This is a genomic window from Rhodopirellula europaea 6C, assembly GCF_000338295.1.
Classification (GTDB): domain Bacteria; phylum Planctomycetota; class Planctomycetia; order Pirellulales; family Pirellulaceae; genus Rhodopirellula; species Rhodopirellula europaea.
In genome coordinates, this window is record NZ_ANMO01000157.1 from 1 (window position 1) to 17,314 (window position 17,314).

18 protein-coding genes, 1 tRNA gene and 1 pseudogene are annotated in these 17,314 nt (G+C 55.7%); 10 read left to right on the forward strand and 10 right to left on the reverse strand.

The features are described 5' to 3' along the window. The 5 genes from RE6C_RS16555 to RE6C_RS16580 all read left to right on the forward strand — a co-directional run. Positions 1 to 2,226, forward strand: a 2,226-nt coding sequence (locus RE6C_RS16555; RefSeq protein ID WP_052034988.1) for a protein kinase domain-containing protein, incomplete at its 5' end; no start/stop codon positions are given. A 171-nt stretch (positions 2,227 to 2,397) separates the two neighbouring features. Continuing rightward, positions 2,398 to 3,108: an RNA polymerase sigma factor gene (locus RE6C_RS16560; protein ID WP_008658308.1), complete on the forward strand. Its 711-nt coding sequence runs from the start codon at positions 2,398 to 2,400 to the stop codon at positions 3,106 to 3,108. Further along, positions 3,105 to 4,637: an anti-sigma factor family protein gene (locus tag RE6C_RS16565; protein WP_008658310.1), complete on the forward strand. Its 1,533-nt coding sequence runs from the start codon at positions 3,105 to 3,107 to the stop codon at positions 4,635 to 4,637. Before RE6C_RS16560 ends, RE6C_RS16565 begins: the two co-directional genes overlap by 4 nt. A gap of 320 nt (positions 4,638 to 4,957) precedes the next feature. Continuing rightward, positions 4,958 to 6,880, forward strand: a complete 1,923-nt coding sequence (locus RE6C_RS16575; protein WP_236618277.1) for a BBP7 family outer membrane beta-barrel protein — start codon at positions 4,958 to 4,960, stop codon at positions 6,878 to 6,880. 156 nt (positions 6,881 to 7,036) lie between these two features. Next, a tRNA-Gln gene (locus RE6C_RS16580) sits at positions 7,037 to 7,108 on the forward strand. On the opposite strand, the gene RE6C_RS30540 is transcribed toward RE6C_RS16580, so the two are convergent. Next, entirely contained in the window at positions 7,084 to 8,478 is a 1,395-nt protein-coding gene (locus RE6C_RS30540) for a tyrosine-type recombinase/integrase (protein WP_008658313.1), read from the reverse strand. The two genes, RE6C_RS16580 and RE6C_RS30540, sit on opposite strands and share 25 nt — an antisense overlap. A gap of 222 nt (positions 8,479 to 8,700) precedes the next feature. Next, positions 8,701 to 9,369 carry a hypothetical protein gene (locus RE6C_RS16600; RefSeq protein ID WP_236618278.1) on the reverse strand — a complete coding sequence of 223 codons (669 nt, stop codon included), beginning with the start codon at positions 9,367 to 9,369 and terminating at the stop codon, positions 8,701 to 8,703. A gap of 13 nt (positions 9,370 to 9,382) precedes the next feature. Between RE6C_RS16600 and RE6C_RS33585 the strand changes: the two are divergent. The 3 genes and pseudogenes from RE6C_RS33585 to moaA all read left to right on the forward strand — a co-directional run. Next, positions 9,383 to 9,436, forward strand: a pseudogene (locus tag RE6C_RS33585) (hypothetical protein); the annotation flags it as partial. A gap of 18 nt (positions 9,437 to 9,454) precedes the next feature. Continuing rightward, positions 9,455 to 9,658, forward strand: a complete 204-nt coding sequence (locus tag RE6C_RS16605) for a hypothetical protein (RefSeq protein ID WP_008670985.1) — start codon at positions 9,455 to 9,457, stop codon at positions 9,656 to 9,658. Between the two features lie 199 nt (positions 9,659 to 9,857). Beyond that, positions 9,858 to 10,838 carry a GTP 3',8-cyclase MoaA gene (moaA, locus tag RE6C_RS16610; RefSeq protein WP_008658318.1) on the forward strand — a complete coding sequence of 327 codons (981 nt, stop codon included), beginning with the start codon at positions 9,858 to 9,860 and terminating at the stop codon, positions 10,836 to 10,838. Here moaA and RE6C_RS16615 read toward each other — a convergent pair. The 5 genes from RE6C_RS16615 to sdhB all read right to left on the reverse strand — a co-directional run bounded on the left by RE6C_RS16615 (position 10,824) and on the right by sdhB (position 13,628). Next, the gene (locus tag RE6C_RS16615; protein ID WP_008658320.1) at positions 10,824 to 11,399 is read right to left on the reverse strand and encodes a c-type heme family protein; all 576 of its coding nucleotides are present in this window, start codon (positions 11,397 to 11,399) and stop codon (positions 10,824 to 10,826) included. The genes moaA and RE6C_RS16615 overlap by 15 nt on opposite strands. Next, a complete protein-coding gene (locus tag RE6C_RS16620) occupies positions 11,396 to 11,665 on the reverse strand; it encodes a DUF3565 domain-containing protein (protein ID WP_008658321.1) in 270 nt (89 codons plus the stop codon). Before RE6C_RS16620 ends, RE6C_RS16615 begins: the two co-directional genes overlap by 4 nt. Continuing rightward, complete coding sequence (locus RE6C_RS16625; RefSeq protein WP_008658322.1) at positions 11,665 to 12,090, reverse strand: RrF2 family transcriptional regulator; 426 nt, start codon at positions 12,088 to 12,090, stop codon at positions 11,665 to 11,667. Before RE6C_RS16625 ends, RE6C_RS16620 begins: the two co-directional genes overlap by 1 nt. Before the next feature lie 280 nt (positions 12,091 to 12,370). Further along, on the reverse strand, positions 12,371 to 12,808 hold the full coding sequence (locus RE6C_RS16630) for a YbaN family protein (protein WP_052034989.1): 438 nt from the start codon (positions 12,806 to 12,808) through the stop codon (positions 12,371 to 12,373). Then, complete coding sequence (gene sdhB, locus RE6C_RS16635; RefSeq protein WP_008658325.1) at positions 12,801 to 13,628, reverse strand: succinate dehydrogenase iron-sulfur subunit; 828 nt, start codon at positions 13,626 to 13,628, stop codon at positions 12,801 to 12,803. The genes RE6C_RS16630 and sdhB overlap by 8 nt, the downstream gene beginning before the upstream one ends. Before the next feature lie 175 nt (positions 13,629 to 13,803). On the opposite strand from sdhB, the gene RE6C_RS16640 reads away from it, so the two are divergent. Further along, the gene (locus tag RE6C_RS16640) at positions 13,804 to 14,253 is read left to right on the forward strand and encodes a hypothetical protein (RefSeq protein ID WP_008658326.1); all 450 of its coding nucleotides are present in this window, start codon (positions 13,804 to 13,806) and stop codon (positions 14,251 to 14,253) included. A gap of 5 nt (positions 14,254 to 14,258) precedes the next feature. Further along, on the forward strand, positions 14,259 to 14,567 hold the full coding sequence (locus RE6C_RS16645) for a Rieske (2Fe-2S) protein (protein ID WP_008658327.1): 309 nt from the start codon (positions 14,259 to 14,261) through the stop codon (positions 14,565 to 14,567). A 36-nt stretch (positions 14,568 to 14,603) separates the two neighbouring features. Here RE6C_RS16645 and RE6C_RS16650 read toward each other — a convergent pair whose 3' ends face one another. The 3 genes from RE6C_RS16650 to RE6C_RS16660 all read right to left on the reverse strand — a co-directional run bounded on the left by RE6C_RS16650 (position 14,604) and on the right by RE6C_RS16660 (position 17,277). Beyond that, positions 14,604 to 15,329 (reverse strand): DUF542 domain-containing protein, encoded by a 726-nt coding sequence (locus RE6C_RS16650; protein WP_008658328.1) that lies wholly within the window; start codon positions 15,327 to 15,329, stop codon positions 14,604 to 14,606. A gap of 29 nt (positions 15,330 to 15,358) precedes the next feature. Then, positions 15,359 to 15,694 (reverse strand): cupin domain-containing protein, encoded by a 336-nt coding sequence (locus tag RE6C_RS16655; RefSeq protein ID WP_008658330.1) that lies wholly within the window; start codon positions 15,692 to 15,694, stop codon positions 15,359 to 15,361. Positions 15,695 to 15,840: 146 nt separating this feature from the next. Further along, complete coding sequence (locus tag RE6C_RS16660) at positions 15,841 to 17,277, reverse strand: outer membrane protein assembly factor BamB family protein (RefSeq protein ID WP_008658333.1); 1,437 nt, start codon at positions 17,275 to 17,277, stop codon at positions 15,841 to 15,843. Between the last annotated feature and the right edge of the window lie 37 nt (positions 17,278 to 17,314).

Below are 17,314 nucleotides of genomic sequence, written 5' to 3' on the forward strand. Positions count from 1 at the left end.
AGCTGGGCTCAGAATCCACACATTCTGACTTCACCGCGGGCGGCCAGCCCAGGCGATTCCAATGAGGAGTTGTCCCAGACGATCGAGGCCCCCAGCAGCGTCGGGGCCGAAGATGGTGCTCCGCGAACGGATGGCAATCCATTGACGGGCAATCCCACGGATGGTCAATCAGCGCTGGCGAAGTGCGAAGGCTTCTTGCCGCCTCGTCGGATTGCGATGTTGAGCTCGGACCCAACCAAGGCCGACTGCGTGTCGCTGAAGGATGTCGAGTACCGATTGATCGGAACGCTGGGTAGTGGTGGCACCGGGATCGTCTATCAAGCTCACCAGCGTGCCATTGATCGTGAGGTTGCAATCAAGGTGCTCCGACGTGAGCTCGCGGCCGATGCGTCGTCGCGGGGGCGGTTCTTGGCGGAGGCCCGGGTGATCGGTGCGCTGGATCACCCCAACGTGATCGCGCTGCATGATCTTTGCATCGATGACGAAGGTCAGCTCTTCTATTCGATGAAGCGTGTCGATGGAGCGAGTTGGGAGCAGCAAATTGATACGCTTTCTTTGGAAAAAAACCTCAATATTTTGCTGCGAGTTGCCGATGCGATTCGTTACGCCCATTCGCGAGGACTCGTCCATCGCGATTTGAAGCCCGAGAACGTGATGCTCGGTCGCTTCGGCGAAGTCTTGGTGGCCGACTGGGGGTTGGCTCTCAGCAAATCTTCTTTGACGCCGTCGTCCGCGGTGGCCAGCACCGATTCGCATCACGCGATTGGTGGCACGCCCGCCTACATGGCACCGGAATTGGCAGCGGGTGATTTGTTCGGCATCACCTACGCCACCGACATCTATCTTCTCGGTGCGATTCTGTTTCGTGTCGTCACGGGTTTCCCACCGCACCACGGCAAGAGTTTGCTTGCTTGCATTCGAGCGGCGGCGAACAACAAAATCGAGCCCATTCCAGAAAACCTCGGCGACACCGAATTGGAATTGATTCAGATTGCTCTCAAAGCGATGGCAACTGAACCAATGGATCGGTTCACTTCGGTTGAAGCGCTGATCGAAGCGATTGAAGGTCACCGGTCGCACGAAGCGAGTGATCGGTTGGTGCGTCGGGCAAAGCGTCGTCTAGCTGAACTTGACGAACTGGATGCCGTCGAGGAAACCAAGAAGGAAAAGTCATCGTCCGGGTTGCGGGCTGATCGCTACGAGCGTTTCGCGGCCGTCGATGCTCTGCTTCGCGAAGCCATTGAGATTTGGCCGGACAACCGTCGTGCGATTGACACTCTCCGCAGCACTCAGTTGGAATTCGCACGCACCGCCACCGCGCAAGGGGACTTGGATTTGGCGTTGGTTCTGTACGAGTCTGCGGGGCAATCCGACAGCGAAGCAGCGGCCCGGGTTCGTAAGCAACGCGATCGTCGGGAACGGGTTCGTGAGAGTCAGGCGAAATACTCCACGTTGTTCACGCATTCGCCGGATGCCGGTCTGCTGATTCGGTGGTCTGATGGCGTGGTGATGGAAGCCAACACGGCCTGCTTGGAATTGCTCGGTTACGAAAAGGAAGAAGTGGTCGGCCAGAAGATGACCTCACTGACCATTTGGGCATGCCCGAAAGCCCGAGAAAAGTTCATCGACCAGCTAGCCCGCGAAGGTCAGATCGATAATTTCGAAACCCAGTTCGTCCCGAAGCAAACCAAACTGGAAAACCCGATCTGTGATGATCAGCCGGTGAATCGGAACGAAGTCAAAGGTTTGATTGACGTTTTGATTAGTTCGCGGACGGTTCAGTTGGCCGGTGAAGAAATGCTGTTGTCGACCGTTCGTGACATCTCCGCTCGCAAGACCGCAGAGCACGAATTGGAATATTCCCGCCGGCGATTGCGAGACCTTCAGCGTTTGGCGGGGTTAGGTAGTTGGTCGTTCACCTTGCAAACGCAAGTGATTCATTGGTCTGAAGAAGCGTTTCGATTGACCGGGCGAGACATGCGTCGCGGGGCGCCGGATTACAACGATTTTGTATTGTCGATTCATCCCGACGATCGCGAATCGCTTCAGGGGGCCATTGAACGCAGCGTGACACAAGGGACTTCGTATCAGTTGAAGTTCCGCTATCGTGATGACCAAGGCAAATATCGAAAGCTGTTTACGCGAGGGAACCCGGTCTTCGACGCAAACGACAACGTGATCGAGATTTATGGCATCTTGCAACATGTCGCCGCGGGCGGTGGCTGATTCGTTCAATCCCGCAGTCGGCAAATCTGCTTGATCAAAGAATTGCGATCATGCCCGTTCTGCTGAAGATTCGTTTCCCGCCGAACCAGAACACATCTTTGTCTTGCTGATTCATCCTGCCCTTTTTCCTACCCCTTCAGTGCCCTGACATCGCCGACCCAATCCACCGTCTTGCGTTACACGCAATCTGATCCCGACGTGCGGTTGATGCTGCGCGTGAAAGAGGACGATGCGGGCGCGTTTGAGGAATTGGTTCGTCGCTACCAAGCAAGATTGGTTCGATTGATGCAACACCTGGCACCACGTGGAGGATTGGCTGAGGATTTGGCCCAAGAAACATTTTTGCGTGTCTATCGGGCTCGCCAAAGTTACACGCCCGGTGCCAAGTTCTCGACTTGGTTGTTCACAATCGCCGGCAACGTTGCTCGCAACTCGAAACGGACCGCGTCGCGAAGGCATGAGACCAGCGAAGTTGATTCGCAAGTTGGTGCGGGTGATTCCGACGATGCTTCTTTCTTGGCGGTGACCGCGGTTGATAGCAGCGGTTTGATGCCAACTCGCCAAGTCGAAGGCGACGAACGAGCGGCCATCGTTCGTTCGGCGGTGGCGTCGCTCAACGAGCGACAGCGAATGGCGTTGATCCTGTCTCGGTTTGAAAACATGAGCTACGTCGAAATCGCGGAAACGATGGGCCTGAGCACGAAGGCAGTGAAGTCACTGCTCAGTCGTGCTCGTGTGAGTTTGAAAGAAGCTTTGACGCCGTACATCGAGTCCGGACAACTCGGCGGAACGTTTGACCCAGCGATGTCGCTGCCATCAATCAACATGGATGACAAGTCGAAGCAGCTCACCGGTGAAGCCTTCGAGGAGGATCCATCATGAACGATCCAAAACGTTCGCTCGATCACCAAGCCGAATCCTCCCATTCAAATTCCAACGACACCGGTCAAGATTCGGGTGAGAAAACCCTTTCGATGGAAATCCCAACCAAAAACCAAACGCGATCCGATCAAGGCTTTGATCCCAATGACGTGACACTGCGTGAGATACCAGTGGACCGTGAAGACGAGCAATTGGTGGCATACCTAGACGGCGAACTCTCGGGGAAAGAACGTGCCGAACTCGAAGATCGGTTGATCAACGAGGAGTCGCTGCGTCTGCGGTTGCAGGGGCTCCAACGAGGATGGGACATGTTGGACGTGCTTCCAACGCCCGTCGCCGACGAACGCTCTGTTCAAACGACGTTGGAAATGGTGGTTCGCGATCTCACGCGAGCCTCGATGGGGACGGAACCAGTCGGATCTGTCAATGGAAGCGTCAGTTTGGATGCCCTGCCCCAGCAACGCAGACGAAAATGGATGCGCCGCATCGCCGTTTTCGGTGTCCTTGCATTGATTGTCTCTTCGTTGGTGACCTGGCGTTGGCAAGCGATGTCGCGTGAGCAACAACTCGCCGACCTTCCAATCGCGATCGATCATCAGGCTTACGCTAGCACTGACGATTTGAATCTGATTCGAGAACTTGAGCAGTCGCCGCTTTGGATGACTCTCGCCAGTCGATCGGCGACGGAAGACTTGGAGCGTTTGGTCGACCAATACGGTGGGACCGATGAATTGCTCGAGGCCATATCCGGACTCGATGGTGAGCAGCGTGCGACCGCTTACCGTCGCTGGGACACGTTCAATAACCTATCGCCGCAAGCACGCGAAATCACTCGAAAACGTGCCAAACGCGTGGCGGAAGCGGAGGACTCGCAAAAATTGTTGGCAACCATGCGGGCCTACTCGCGTTGGAAAGAACAGCTCAGTCGTGACACGCTCGCGTCGATCGAAAGCCAGACCGGTGAAGCTCGCCAGCTAGCAATCGAAGAAGGTGTGCATGAAACGATGAACGTCATCGGGCGGGTGACCGCAAAGGGACTGAGCGATGAAACGATCGAGCGGATCGCTTTCACCATGCGTCAAATTGTCGAGCAACGTGTCGAAGACGAAGAGCCCGCGGCAATGCGAATGATGGAATGGTTCCGTCGCTACGGTCGCGGCGAGACGGATAAAGCAACTGCCTATCACTTCATCGCACATTCGATCATCGGTGATTCGCGTCGACGTCATAGCTCGCGAGACAAACGTCGCGGTCCTGAATCGCCTCCGTTGTCGCTGAGCGAGTTGCACAAAATTGAAATCATGTTGCCACAGGATGACTTGGAGTTACTGCGGACTGTTTCGGCTAACGCGTGGTTCCGATCAATGGTGATCCGTGACTGGGCTGAGGAAGCCTTGCGACGTCGTGGTCGTCCGGATGCCGAATTGAAAACTTTGCAACAGGCCTACCAAGAAGCCTCCGCGGACCAAAAGGAAGTGTTGGACTTGTTGCCGCCCGGAGAAGTCCGCGACCGCCTGCTTCGTCCCTAGCATCACCAATCCGTTGGTGGACGCGGAAACGAGTGCCCTGCTTAAAATTCGTGTGCCCTGTCACTGCACTCATCGTGCTCAGGGCTCCATGGCCTCGTCCACCACGTCGATTTCAACGATCTCGCGTGAAACTCACGCACGCGATTTTCTTTCCGACTTGATCTTTTCGGCTCAAGTTTGCTACCCCGAAAGCCGACGCACCAGCGATTGCCGCTGACGCTCCGCAATCGCTTCGCAATTCACGGTTCCGCTCGGAGCCTCGGAAGGCCGGATAGCACATGAACGACAACACGATTCGACGACGATTTGGACCCGCAAGCATGTGGCTGTGCGCATGCATGGTCATCCCTTTCGCGATGTCATCGAGCATCTGTGTGGCTCAAGAAGCCGCTGAGAAATCGAAGTCCAATTTCTTTCCGTTTCCCATTCAATTCGGAATGAAGTCGGAAGCGGAGATCAAAGGTAAGGTCGATCCGCCTCAGCAAACATCACCGCCAACCAAGTCGACAGAGGGCTCTGCATCAAAGTCCAACTCGCCGCGACGGATTCCCGTGAAGCGTCAGCTGACCAAACCCAAGTACGCCGCGTTTGACGATTCGCACGAAGACGACGGCAATCTGACCGTGGCTCAGGTCCAGCACATCGACGCAGGTGGTGTTCGATCTTCTCGCGTGAAGCTGCCCGCCGACGGTCGCGTTGTCGTCCCCGGCACCGATGGGTTACCGCACTTTGAAACACCGGGTGAAGTGACCAGCGTCGAAATTTTAGATGCGGACGGGAACCCGATCAGCAGCGAACTGCAAGAAGGCGAATACTACTACGGCTCACAACCTGCCCCGGTGCGAGTCGGCCAGCCACTACCCGGAACATTGTCGGTTCCCGCGCGAACGGCGCAAGCTCCGATGAATCGTTTCGTACCACACTCGGTCGACGGTGAAATGGTCGATGGAGTCGTCGTGGATGGCGAGTGGATGGATGATCAAGGAAACTATGTTGGCGAAATGGGCGAGACTTACATCGAAGGCGAAAGCATTTTGATGGAAGGCGGCTCTCACGGGCAGGCGTCCGCCTGCGATGAATGCGGTGGCAACTGCGTGGGTGCCTGTGACGAACGAATTGACGCCCGCATTCGAGTTCTCGCCTATGCCCTGTCGGATCCGCTGCACGATCTTTGGATCCGTGCGGACTACATGCATCTCTTTGTCGACGGGCAAAATGCACCGTCCTTGGTGACCACCGGTCGCGCCGGAACGGCTCGGGACGACGCGGGTGAAATCGGACAAGTTGGAACTCAGACGTTGTATGGCGGAATGCTAAATGACGATGGACGCTCCGCCGGACGTTTTGAAGTCGGTCGCTATCTCGGCGACACGGGCCTCGCAATTTCCGGATCGATCCTTTTCTCGGAAGACATCTCCAGCCGATTTTTCGCGGACGGTTCGCAGTATTCCATCTTGGCTCGTCCCTTTGTCGACGTCACACCCGGTGGCACCGACAATGGCGAAGCCGCAGACTTGATTCAATTCAACAACGATTTGCGGGGCAGCATTTCCGTTGACTCATCGACCGAGTTTGGCGGGGCCGACGCATTGGTGCGAGCTCTGTTGATCAACCAACGTGGGCGGCAAATGGAATCGTTTGTCGGCTACCGATTCCTGCAACTCGATGACCGGTTGACCATCCATGATGAACGCCGGGCACTCGTCGACGGCGGAGGCATGCAGGCAGGTTCGTTGTTGGAACAGACCGATGATTTTTCGGTCGAAAACCGTTTCCATGGTGCGACGATGGGAATTCGTTCAACAACGTCGGGTCCCGTTTGGTCGTTCAACACGGCCGTGCAATTGGGAATCGGCGTGACGCACAGCAGCGTGGCGGCATCGGGAGCGTCGGTCAGCACCGAACCACAGGCTGGTGGCGGTGTCATCACCAGCCGATCGAACACAGGGTTGCTGGTTCGATCCACCAATTCAGGGGTGCGAGAATTCGACGAGTTGTCTGTGGCCCCCGAGATTCAGTTGTCGGTGACTCGGCACTTTTGGAATGACTGGGACGTGACGATCGGATACCAGTTCTTGTATCTCAGCCGCGTGCTGCGGGCTGCTGAGCAGATTGACCCATTGCTGAACCAAAGTGATCTGACGATCGGTGGATTCGAGGGCAGTCGCCGACCGAATGCCACCGGAACGTACAACGATTTGTTGGCACACGGGATCACATTTGGAGTCTTCCATGCGTTCTGAGCGGGCGAAAACGCGGGTGGAATTCAAGAGAAACTCGGCAAAATCGGTGCGTTCGAACGGCCGAAAAAAATTCCGCAGCGAACCCGCTGGAATCGGCCAGACTCCTCTTTAGCAACCAAGCAACGCGTGCTAAACTTCCCGCTCAGTCGCACCCACTACCCCGTGGTGTAATTGGCAACACAGCTGGTTTTGGTCCAGCCATTCTAGGTTCGAGTCCTAGCGGGGTAGCTTAAAGATAAGTCACCAAGAGCCGATGCGAGACAAACCCAGTTATTCAGGGGTTTTTTCGCATCGGCTTTTTTCGTTGGCGTGGTTTGTCTGCCCTTGTCCTGCACCGTCGGTGGTGGATTCGGTGGTGTTTTTTGTGGTGCCGTTTCGACGTTTGCTTTTGCCCCATCCGGTTGGGCATTCTGGTCGGGCAGTAAGACTCTCGCCGCCGGGTCTACCTTGCCGCCCTCGATGACAGCTCGATCGAAACTTGCTTGGGTCGCCATCGCGTAGTGGTCGTGAGCGATGGTGGGTGAGTTCCCCAGCCAGCTCGTCACATCCTTGGCCGGGAAGTGGGCCAGCAATTCGGTTTCCCGTGTCGCCCTTAGATTCTGCATCGGTTTTTGCCAGGGTACCAAACCGGCGGCGGTGATGATCTTTTTCAACGTGGTCAAGATGTTGGCTTGGTGGTCGTACCGGGTTTGCACGAACACGGCACCCTCGGGAGCCATTTCGCGGGCTCGCAACAAGTGCGGTCGTAACTCCCGAAAGATCGGGCAACGACGCACCGGCGGGTTTTTGTTGCTCCGCACCATCATCACGTTGTTGGCCAGGTCGATGTCTTCCCATTTTTGGATCCTCGTTTCGTGCGATCGCATCCCTGCGTACCGGGCAAACGCCAGGATGATCCGCCAATCCTCACACGGGGCTTTGCGTATGCACGCTTCGATCCAATCGGCAGGCACATTCACAAGACGCGAGGGGTTGCCTGTCGTTGCAGCGAGCTCATCAGCGAACGGGTTCTCCTCGATATGCCTGTGTTTGACGGCGGCGCGAAACATCTCCTTCGACCGACCGATACGGCGGGGAACCGTGTTGTGGGCGAGTCCCGTTTTGTACTTCTTTCTTTCGTTGCCTTTCGTTTGCAACCATTTGCGGAAGTCCTCTGCATCACCCGGGGTGATATCATCGAGACGGCGTTCATTGCCAAACTTCTTGCAAAGTCCTCGGGCAACAATCTCAAGTTGTTCGATCGTTCCGTTTGCGCCGGGATGTTCTTGAATGTACCGGGCGGTCCATTCTTTCAATGTTGGTACCGACGCTGGCTCGGGTTCCGGTTCTGCAACTTGCCGGGGTGGGGCGAGTCCTTTTTTGACCAGCTTGGCATACAGCTTGCCGGAGTTTTCGGCCAACTTGGCTAGCCACTGAGCCACTTCGTGGTCAGGTTCCGCACCGACAATTTGTCGTCCGACGATGTGATCGATCTTGCTGCCGATCGCTTGGGCGTCTCGCTTTGCGATTCTGCCTGGATAGATGCTCTGGGGTTTACCATTGGCATCCTTGAATCGGATTTCAATGGTCTTGTTCTGCTTTTGGATGATTGTTGCCATGACGTCTTTTTGTCGATAGATGTTCGCGAGGACAGCAGGCTGGAGAGCGAGTCTCCAGCCTGCTGTGAAGATTTGTGAGGTGAGTTGCGCTGTATCAACTCGTGCCATCAGGTGTTGTGCTGCATCGCTAGTCTGCCCGTGATGGCTCAGTGTCTGGAGTCAACTTTGCTGTTGTCAGGTACTCCGGTTTCTCAGCGGTGTCATCCTATTGGTGCGTCTTCCCTATTCGGTTGGAGGTCGCCGGCGACGGGGTGGTCGTCTTTTCGGCAATTTCTTTTTGGTGTGTCGCCGCTTGCCGTCGGTTTTCTCTACCGCACTGTCCGCCTTCTCCTCGGACTGATTAACGCTCGAGGCCTCAAGCGGCTTCCGTTTCTTTTTCTTCCGCCGTGGTTGGTGTGTCTCCTGAGCCGAGCTCGATTTACTTCCTTCGGGCGACTTCGGCGACACCTGCTTCGTTTTCTCCGGCAAGTCTTGCGTACCGTCGCCATCACATTCGGTTGGCAAGAGAACGATTTCACTGACGCTGCGAGAATTTTCCCATTCGGCTAGGTTGTCGCGGACTAGTGTGTTGCAGTCTTCGCGAATCAGAGCCTCTTTGTTGCTTCCTCGATAACGTCGAGGTCCACGGTTGATGTCTCTTATCGTAGCTGACCCACCGTGACTCTTGATCCACTCGGCAAGACGGGTGGCGTTTCGGTTTTCAAGACCTTCGCGTTGGTCGTCTAGTTTCGCGACGTTCAAAGTGGCGTAGATCCGTTCGGTTTCACTGGCGAACCATCTCGAGAGTTCAATTCCGTTTTCGATACTCTTGCGACGGACTGGACCGTCTGATCGGCAGTGTTTTTCACCGCAGGCGGCACGAACGAGGTGATCAACCAACGCAAATCTCATCGCGTACTTCCGGATGGCGAACTGCAAAACTCTCTATCGTGAGGTAGCAGGATGGATTCGGTTAAGATTACGGGCCAAACAGCTCTTGTTGTGGAAGAAACAGAAGCGTCTGATCCGCCGCTTGCGGCAGGTCGGCGTAGGTGGTGAGTTGCAGACGATGCGAATGTCCGCGTGGTGCACGTCCCGTAGTTCCTACGCCAGCTTGGCCATCAGCAATGGCTACTTGGCGGAACTTGGCCTGTTCGATCTGACCGCTCTAGAGACCGGAGTCCTTCCCGAGGTCACTTAGACAGGTAAACATGAGCCGTATGCGGACCCGCACGTACGGTTCTGTGAGAGGGCTGAGTCAGCGGTCGCACCGCTGGCTCACCCTACTCGATTGTGCCTGTTCGCGTAGCTTCGGCCATCAAGCATCTGGGGCGGATTGCTGCGGAATGATATACTAATCACGCAAGGTATTTCCGTTTTGTTAGAGGTTCGATTGTCGCGTGTTGGTGGATCGTTTTGGACGAAAGCATACGAGTTTGCGGGTCAGTGTGACCGATCGTTGCAACCTGCGATGCACCTACTGCATGCCGGCCGACACGCCGGACTATTGCGAGCGGGATTCGATTCTGACGTTCGAGGAAATCACTCGGGTCGTGCGTATCGCGGCGGGACTTGGAGTTGATGATGTTCGATTAACTGGTGGCGAACCGTTGGTGCGGTCGCAGTTGCATAAGTTGGTGGCGTCGATCGGCGATGTCGCTGGCGTGAAAAAGGTTTCGCTGACCACCAACGCGATCCTGCTGGCGGACCAGCTGCCTGATTTGCACGCCGCGGGACTTCGCGGTGTCAACATCAGCTTGGATGCCTTGGACGAAGCTTCGTTTGCCGAAGTGACGCGCCGACCGGGAATGCAACGAGTCCTCGATGCGATTGACGCTTGCCGATCGCTGGGCGTGAAAGTGAAGGTCAACGCGATCGCGATGAAAGACTTTACCGAACGTCAGATCGTCGCCTTTGGCGAGTTCACTCGGTTGACTAGCATTCCCATTCGGTTCATCGAGTTCATGCCGCTCGACGCGGATGGGAACTGGGACGATTCGCGAGTGCTAAGTGGGCAGAAGATTCTGGATCTGTTTGCCGAGCAAGTCGGACCGCTGTTTTCTAAGGGTGAACCGAACGCTTCGCCGGCGACGGATTACACCTTTGAGGATGGCGTTGGAACGATCGGCATCATCGCATCGGTGACTCAGCCATTTTGCAGCACTTGCAATCGGTTTCGTTTGACGGCGGATGGGCAATTGCGAAACTGCTTGTTCGGCAGCGACTCCGGTGACGTGCGATTGCTGCTACGAGACGGCAGCAGTGACCAAGAGATCGCCGACCGGATGGTGGCAGCTGTGATGGCCAAGAAGCGAGGTCACGGAACGGATGATTTGTCGTTCGATCGTCCATCGCGTCCGATGTATTCAATTGGCGGGTGAGACTGCCGCAGGTGACTTGCCTGCCAATGGCATGGTGATGACGAGTCCGGCCGTGCGATCATCATTGCTGGTGCGACGCTTGACGTGGCATTTCAGGCATTGAGAACCGAGACGGATCGGGCCGACGAACTGGTAGCGGTCCGCCGTGTTCTTTTCGGCAAAAGGCTTGCCGGCGGCAAGCAACTTGACCGCGTCCTTCTCGAAGGGCGTTTCGGGGTCATGATCGACATTGACGACGTCGGTGTTCACGGTCAGCCACTTCATTTTGACATCGTAGCTGTCGCCCATCTCGTGAAAGACGTCTTCGAGGGATGCCGATGGAATGGCGTGTGCGTTGTCTTCGTCGAAGAAGTCGCGGTGCATGATTTGAAGCGTGCCGCGAACCAACTCATGCAGCATCCTCGCTCTCGCCCGCGCTTCAAGCACCGAGCTGGCGGGTGCAATCCTTGTTTCATTTTCAGGATCGTTGGTTCGAATCGACTCGTCGGCAATCACCGAAATCGTCATCAGCAACGCCATCGCAATGATGGCCCAAGCCCGGAGAACCTTGAAGTGTTTCATTGGTCGTTCTCGGTCAAGATAGGCCGGTCGTCAGCAGGGGCACCTTCCACACATTTCTTGCACCCGAGCTCAAAGCCGATCATTGACTCGCGACCCGCGGCAGACTTCACCCACTCACGATGAACCAACGGGGGATCGTGGCGAACGTGTTGGTTGTGACCACAAGCCAACTGCGCGACCCAGTGACCCTCGTCGTCACGGTGGTACCCGTTGATCGGTTGCGGAACAGGGATTGGTTGCTCAACAGGGTTGGCTGTTGGATTCATCACGAGACACTCTCGCAAAGTGGCACAATGGGGCTGGCCGATTCGACCAAGTCCTGAATCGTCACTCCGGCAAATGCTTTTTCGGTTGCCTCGTAAGCTCGATCAAGCTCCGCGTGCAACGGACAAAGTTGAGTGTGAGTCTTGAGCCCGAGCGGGCACTTTTTAATTCGCGCTATGGGTGCAACGGTATTGATCACGTCCAGGATCGTCAACTTGCTGGTCGCGTGCGTTAGTTCGTAACCACCGCCTGGACCGGGGCGCGACCTCACCATTCCTGACGCGCAGAGGTCTTGCAGCACCCGCGTTAGATAGCGACGCGGCACCTTCGTTTGCTCGGCCAGCAAATTCGCCGAAACCGGCCGATCGACTTGGCTTCCCATGCACGCGACCGCGCGAAGGGCATATTCAGCGGTTTTGGAAAGCATGCGGGCAGTCAACTGGAGTTTGAAAGCAAAGTAAAGTGGCGGTGAGCGAAGCCACAATGTACACACTTGTGTGTACAAATAAGTTTACCTCTCGGGAGAGTCCTGAACAATTGCAATCCGACGAGAAGTTCTTGGCAGTCCCGAATTCGGCCTCGCATTCAATACGGCCAATCCATCGGTCGATCGGCTGGAATGTTCTTTCGAGCCGGTTATGAATGCCAGCTTTGGCTCGACGCAGGCGGCCCCGTCGATTCCCACAGCACCATCGGCCTGGATGGCGTCACTCTCGCGGCAGGCGTGCAGTTCTAACATTACCGTCCATCGTGTTCTGATCTGTTTGGGCAACGGGCAAACGAACGACCACGGAGATGCCATAGACTGCGGCGGCGAGAATCATTGCTTTGAGGGGAAGGGAGAGGCTGCTGAACACCAGCGTCGATCCGACCAACAGGATGACCATCGTGTACGCCAGTCGCTTCACGCCGGGCCTTACGCCGCCTTGGTTGCGCCAATCTCGAAGCGGTCCGCCAACGATGGGCCATGCCATCGCCTTGGCGTGCAGGGACGGTGAAACGCGGATCAGGAAATAGCACATCAGTAGCAGAAACGGTGTCGTTGGAATGCCGGGCAGCACGACACCGATCATGGCGAGCATGAAGAAGAACACCGCGCCGCACCAGTACAAAATTCGCTTGAGGCCACGTACGGGTTCAACCATCGAAGAACTTCTTGATCACATGCAGAGTTGCACTACGGTTAACGCGGCCCCATGATTCCATCAACGGGATCGTTTTGGGGCAAACGGCTTGGCAATTCCCAGCCTTGCCGCAATTTTGAATGCCACCTGGTGCAATTAACGACTCGAGACGCTGCGACGCCATCGCCTGGCCTGTCGGGTTGGAGTTCATCAACACGGCTTGGCTCATCGGAGCCGCCCCGATGAAGTGACGGTCCAGTTCTTCGTCCCGACGCTGCTCATACTCTTTGTCGGTTTCGTCGTCCTGTCGCTGGATCGAAACTTGCTGATACTGCGGGCACGCTTCCAGGCAACAGCCGCAACTCATGCATTGGCTGAGCGGGTAGTTCTGTTCCTGTTGCTGGACACTTTGCTTGGGGCCGCCACCCATGTCGTAGTAGCCGTCAACGGGAATCCAGCATTCCAGCCGCTCAAGAGCGCGGAACATTCGGTAACGATCCACGCACAGATCACGCACGACAGGAAACTTGCTCATCGGACGCAATTCAATTCCGCTTGGGTCGTCTTCCAGCAAGCGGTCCACCAATGCAGAGCAAGCTTGTCGAACGCGGCCGTTAATTCGCATGGTGCACGAACCGCAAACCTCCTCCAAACATCCCGACTCGTACGCAACTGGCGCGACCTTCTCGCCAGCGTCTGTAACCGGGCGAGCGGAAATGCGTTGCAGGACTCCGGTCATGTTGAGTCCGGGTTCGTATTTCAGCAAGAAAGATTGCCAGTAACTCGGCTTGGAAGGATGGTCTTGTCGCTGAACGCGAACTGTGAACGATTTATTCGGCATTGATGTTTCCAATTGCGTGGTAGTCGCTCAATCGGTTTGCGGGTTGAATTCCGATCGGCGGAGCGTTCGGGCGACAATTCCCTTCTCAGCTTCCAAACGCATACCTTTAGGTGCAGAATAGGGCGAGCAAGTTAAACTGTCCAGGCCCGCGATGCCATGTAAGGAGATCGGAACAATGAAACAACCTCGAACGGTTTACGATGTACTGGTCATGTTGGCGGACTACCACGACCAGAGGGCCCTTCGTTATCGACAGCTTGTCGGTGCGAGCGTCGATCCCCAAGCCGACATCTTGTTGGATCATTTGGTTGAGCTGGAGACACGTTCATCTCAGGTGATTCGTGGTGAGATGGAGCAGCTGGAGCCAGAACACGCAACCTACTTGATCACCGGCCCGCAACTGAGCAGCGATGCGATTCATGCTGCAGACTGTTGCTGTAGTGACGAGCCTAGCTTTCACGACGCGCTCGGCTGTGCCCTGACCTCGGATCAACGACTCACCGAGTTGCTCGATCGGATGGCGGATTGCACAGCAGCGGCATCCGTTGCGGAGTTGGCCCAGCGGTTGCGCGAGTTTGAAACGACGAAGGAAAGACAAATCGCCAAATTTACTCGCCAGGATTAACGCCGATGGCATGGTTCAAAGTCGCGTGTGTCGCGGATGTTCCGCCTGGAACGGGACAAATGGTAATTGCTGACGATGAGCTCATCGCACTCTTCAACATCGACGGAACCTTTTATGCGATTGACGATGCCTGTCCGCACCAAGGTGCACCGTTGAGCGAAGGTTTGGTCAAGGGTTGCGTGACGGTTTGTCCGTGGCACGGAGCGGAGTTTGACGTCACCAACGGTCGGTTGCTGGGCGGCCCCGGCGGCGGAAACGTCCGCTCGTACACTGTTAAAATCGAGGACGATAACGTTTTGATCGAAATGGTTTGAAAGAGTGTCTTTCCAGTCAGGTGAAACATTATCGCTTCAATGGCTCAACGACTGATGCACCCGCGGGAACAGAATTGATTCTTCTTTATGAACATGATGACGAACATCGTTTTCGATCCAACGTAACAGGCCGTACATCTGAGCGAACTTCGGACACGCATCGCTGGGCGCTTTGAAATTCTCGGACGCGCTTCGTGCGTTCTTCAATGCCTTTCCAATGTCTTCGTGATTGAATTGGATGCGGTGAATCATTTTGTTCAATGATGCTCGAAGGCTAGCGTCAGTTTTACCGCCTGCTTCAAGTTCCCGAATGGCGGGAAAAAGGCTACGCTCTTCTTCGGCCATCGCACCAAGGATATCGTCCCGCCAGTTCATGAAGTGCTGTTGGACTTCTTGCAAGGATTCGTGGCTCTCACCGTGAAGGGAAACGACTTCCGCCATCATGTCGCTAAGCAACGGCAACGTCTCCTTCAACAATTTGTGATGCGTGTGTTCGATTTCGTCACAAAGCTTGGTAAGAGACGCATGCATCCAGTCCGTTTCGTGATTGTTCCCCGCTTGCGCAACGGTGTGTTTCAGCAACGAATGAACTCGAATGACTTCGAGGCCATTCTCCCAACACGCATTCTCCAGCGGCTTGGCACCGTCGCAGCAGTAGTCAATTTGAAGCATGTCAAAGACTTCGGCCGTCTCGGGATAGTTGGCCACCCAATCTCCGACGGTCGCACTGGGCGGCAAACTGGCAATTCTTGAGTCAGACATGAGAGAAACCTCGCTAGAGAACGATGCCGCTATTTTGATCGGCTAAACACAATCGTGACCAAGACCGTGGAATCTTTGATCGCTTCAACCGCGTGCGGGACGGCGGTTTCCAGGTACAGCATCTCGCCTCCGCTGAGCGTGTGCGAATTCCCATCGGCCGAAAAACTTATTTGGCCTTCGAGGCACTGGACGGTGATTTCACCGGGCGCTTTGTGTTCAGCGATTTGCTTGCCGGCGGGCAACACCAATCGGATCGCCTCCATCGTGTCGGTCTTGAACAGCGTATGAGTTTTCGAGCTTGCAATTTTATCACCCAGCGGCTCGAGGTTGATGACTTGCGCAGGCTTCGCGTGAGAGATGGCCATGATGTTTACTTCCATTGGAAACGAGTGAAAACGGGTGTGTAGTCACTGGCCAGATAGGCGGCCAGTTCGGCGTTGTGTTTTTAAGCTAGCGTGAATGAGCTTGCTGCTAAAGCGACTTGATTGAGGGTTACGATTTCTCGCCTTCTTCATTTGGCTAGCTCTTTCGAGTTCTGCCCCACGCAGAACAGAGTCTGCCCGGTGCGGATCAGCAACCGGTTCCTCGCGACCGCGACGCCGTAGACCATTGGATCGCCGTAGGAAAACAGTTGATGGAGTTGGCTTTCGGGCATGCCCGCGAAAACCTTTTCAGGACCGGACTTTGGCTTCGCCTGATCGGCCGGCACTGTGTTGGCATTGCGTTGTTTCTCTGCCGCCTCACGCGCGTCCATCATCGCGCTGGCATCGTAGAGTTGATTGCGGGCGACTTGGTCGTATTCGTTGCCGGGTCGCAGCACGATGGTGAAACCGTTTTTCAGCACGAAGTAGACGAGTTGTTCGCCATCAGGCTTCGTGACGCCAACAGCCGAGGCCCAGCAGGGATTGCCGATGCGTTTTGCGAAGACTTGATTCCCTGTTTCTTGGTTGACGCAGTACAAGACGCCGACCTTGTTCACATAGTAAACGTATCCGGCGAAGGCGAGCGGCGTTGAATAGTACGAGTTCGCTCGCTCGGCTCCCCAGCGTACTCTGTAGCCGAGTTTGCCGTCGTCTTCGGTCAGTGCAATGCAGCAATTCGATCCCGCGACTGCGTCTTCGTCGGTCGCACCGCCGTACATCGTGGTTGATCCTACAAAGATCTGGCTGCCGTCGACGGATGCTGAGGGAATGTGGTTGCCCTGCAAACCGTCGAGCTGCCACAGTGATTCGCCAGTCGCTGCGTCGTAGGCGTCCACGGTGTCGGCCGAACTGGTGACCACGATGTTTCGCTTTCCAATCTTGGCGATCACCGGCGAGGACCACGACGGAACTCGGTCGCCGCGATCGGCTTTCCAGACTACGTCGCCGCTGTGTTTGTCAATCGACAACAGATACGAAGGCCCATGATGGTCAACCAGAACGAACAAGTGCGTTTCGGTTTGTGACAGCGAACTGGCGACGCCACGTTCGTTGTCGACTTCGCCGTACGTCTTGATGATCGGTGTGCTCCAGCGTGTATCACCCTGATGCGTCATCGCCGTAACATCACCGCTGGCGAAGAACGAATAAACACCTGATTCATCGACGCAGCAAGTCGGCGCGGCACGACTATTGCGAAAGTAGTTTTCAACTTTCGTGGTCGCTTCCACATGCGTGGTCCAGAGCTTGGTTCCCGACTGCAAATCGAATGCGTGAACTTGGCAGTCTTGTTGCCATGGTCCCTCGCTGCTGGTCACGTAAACATGATCGCCCCAAACGACCGGGGACGATTGCCCGTAGCCGGGGATATCAGCTTGCCAAGCGATACCCTCATCGGGCGACCAACGTGTCGGCAAGTCTGCAGTCACGGTCCCGCTGCCGTCGCCACGAAATCCGGTCCATTCTTGACCGAAGGCCGGGCAGACGAAAACAAAGTAGAAAAATTGGAGGCAGAAAGATTGGTGCATGAATTTTGATACTGAGATTTCTCTACCTTCAATGTTT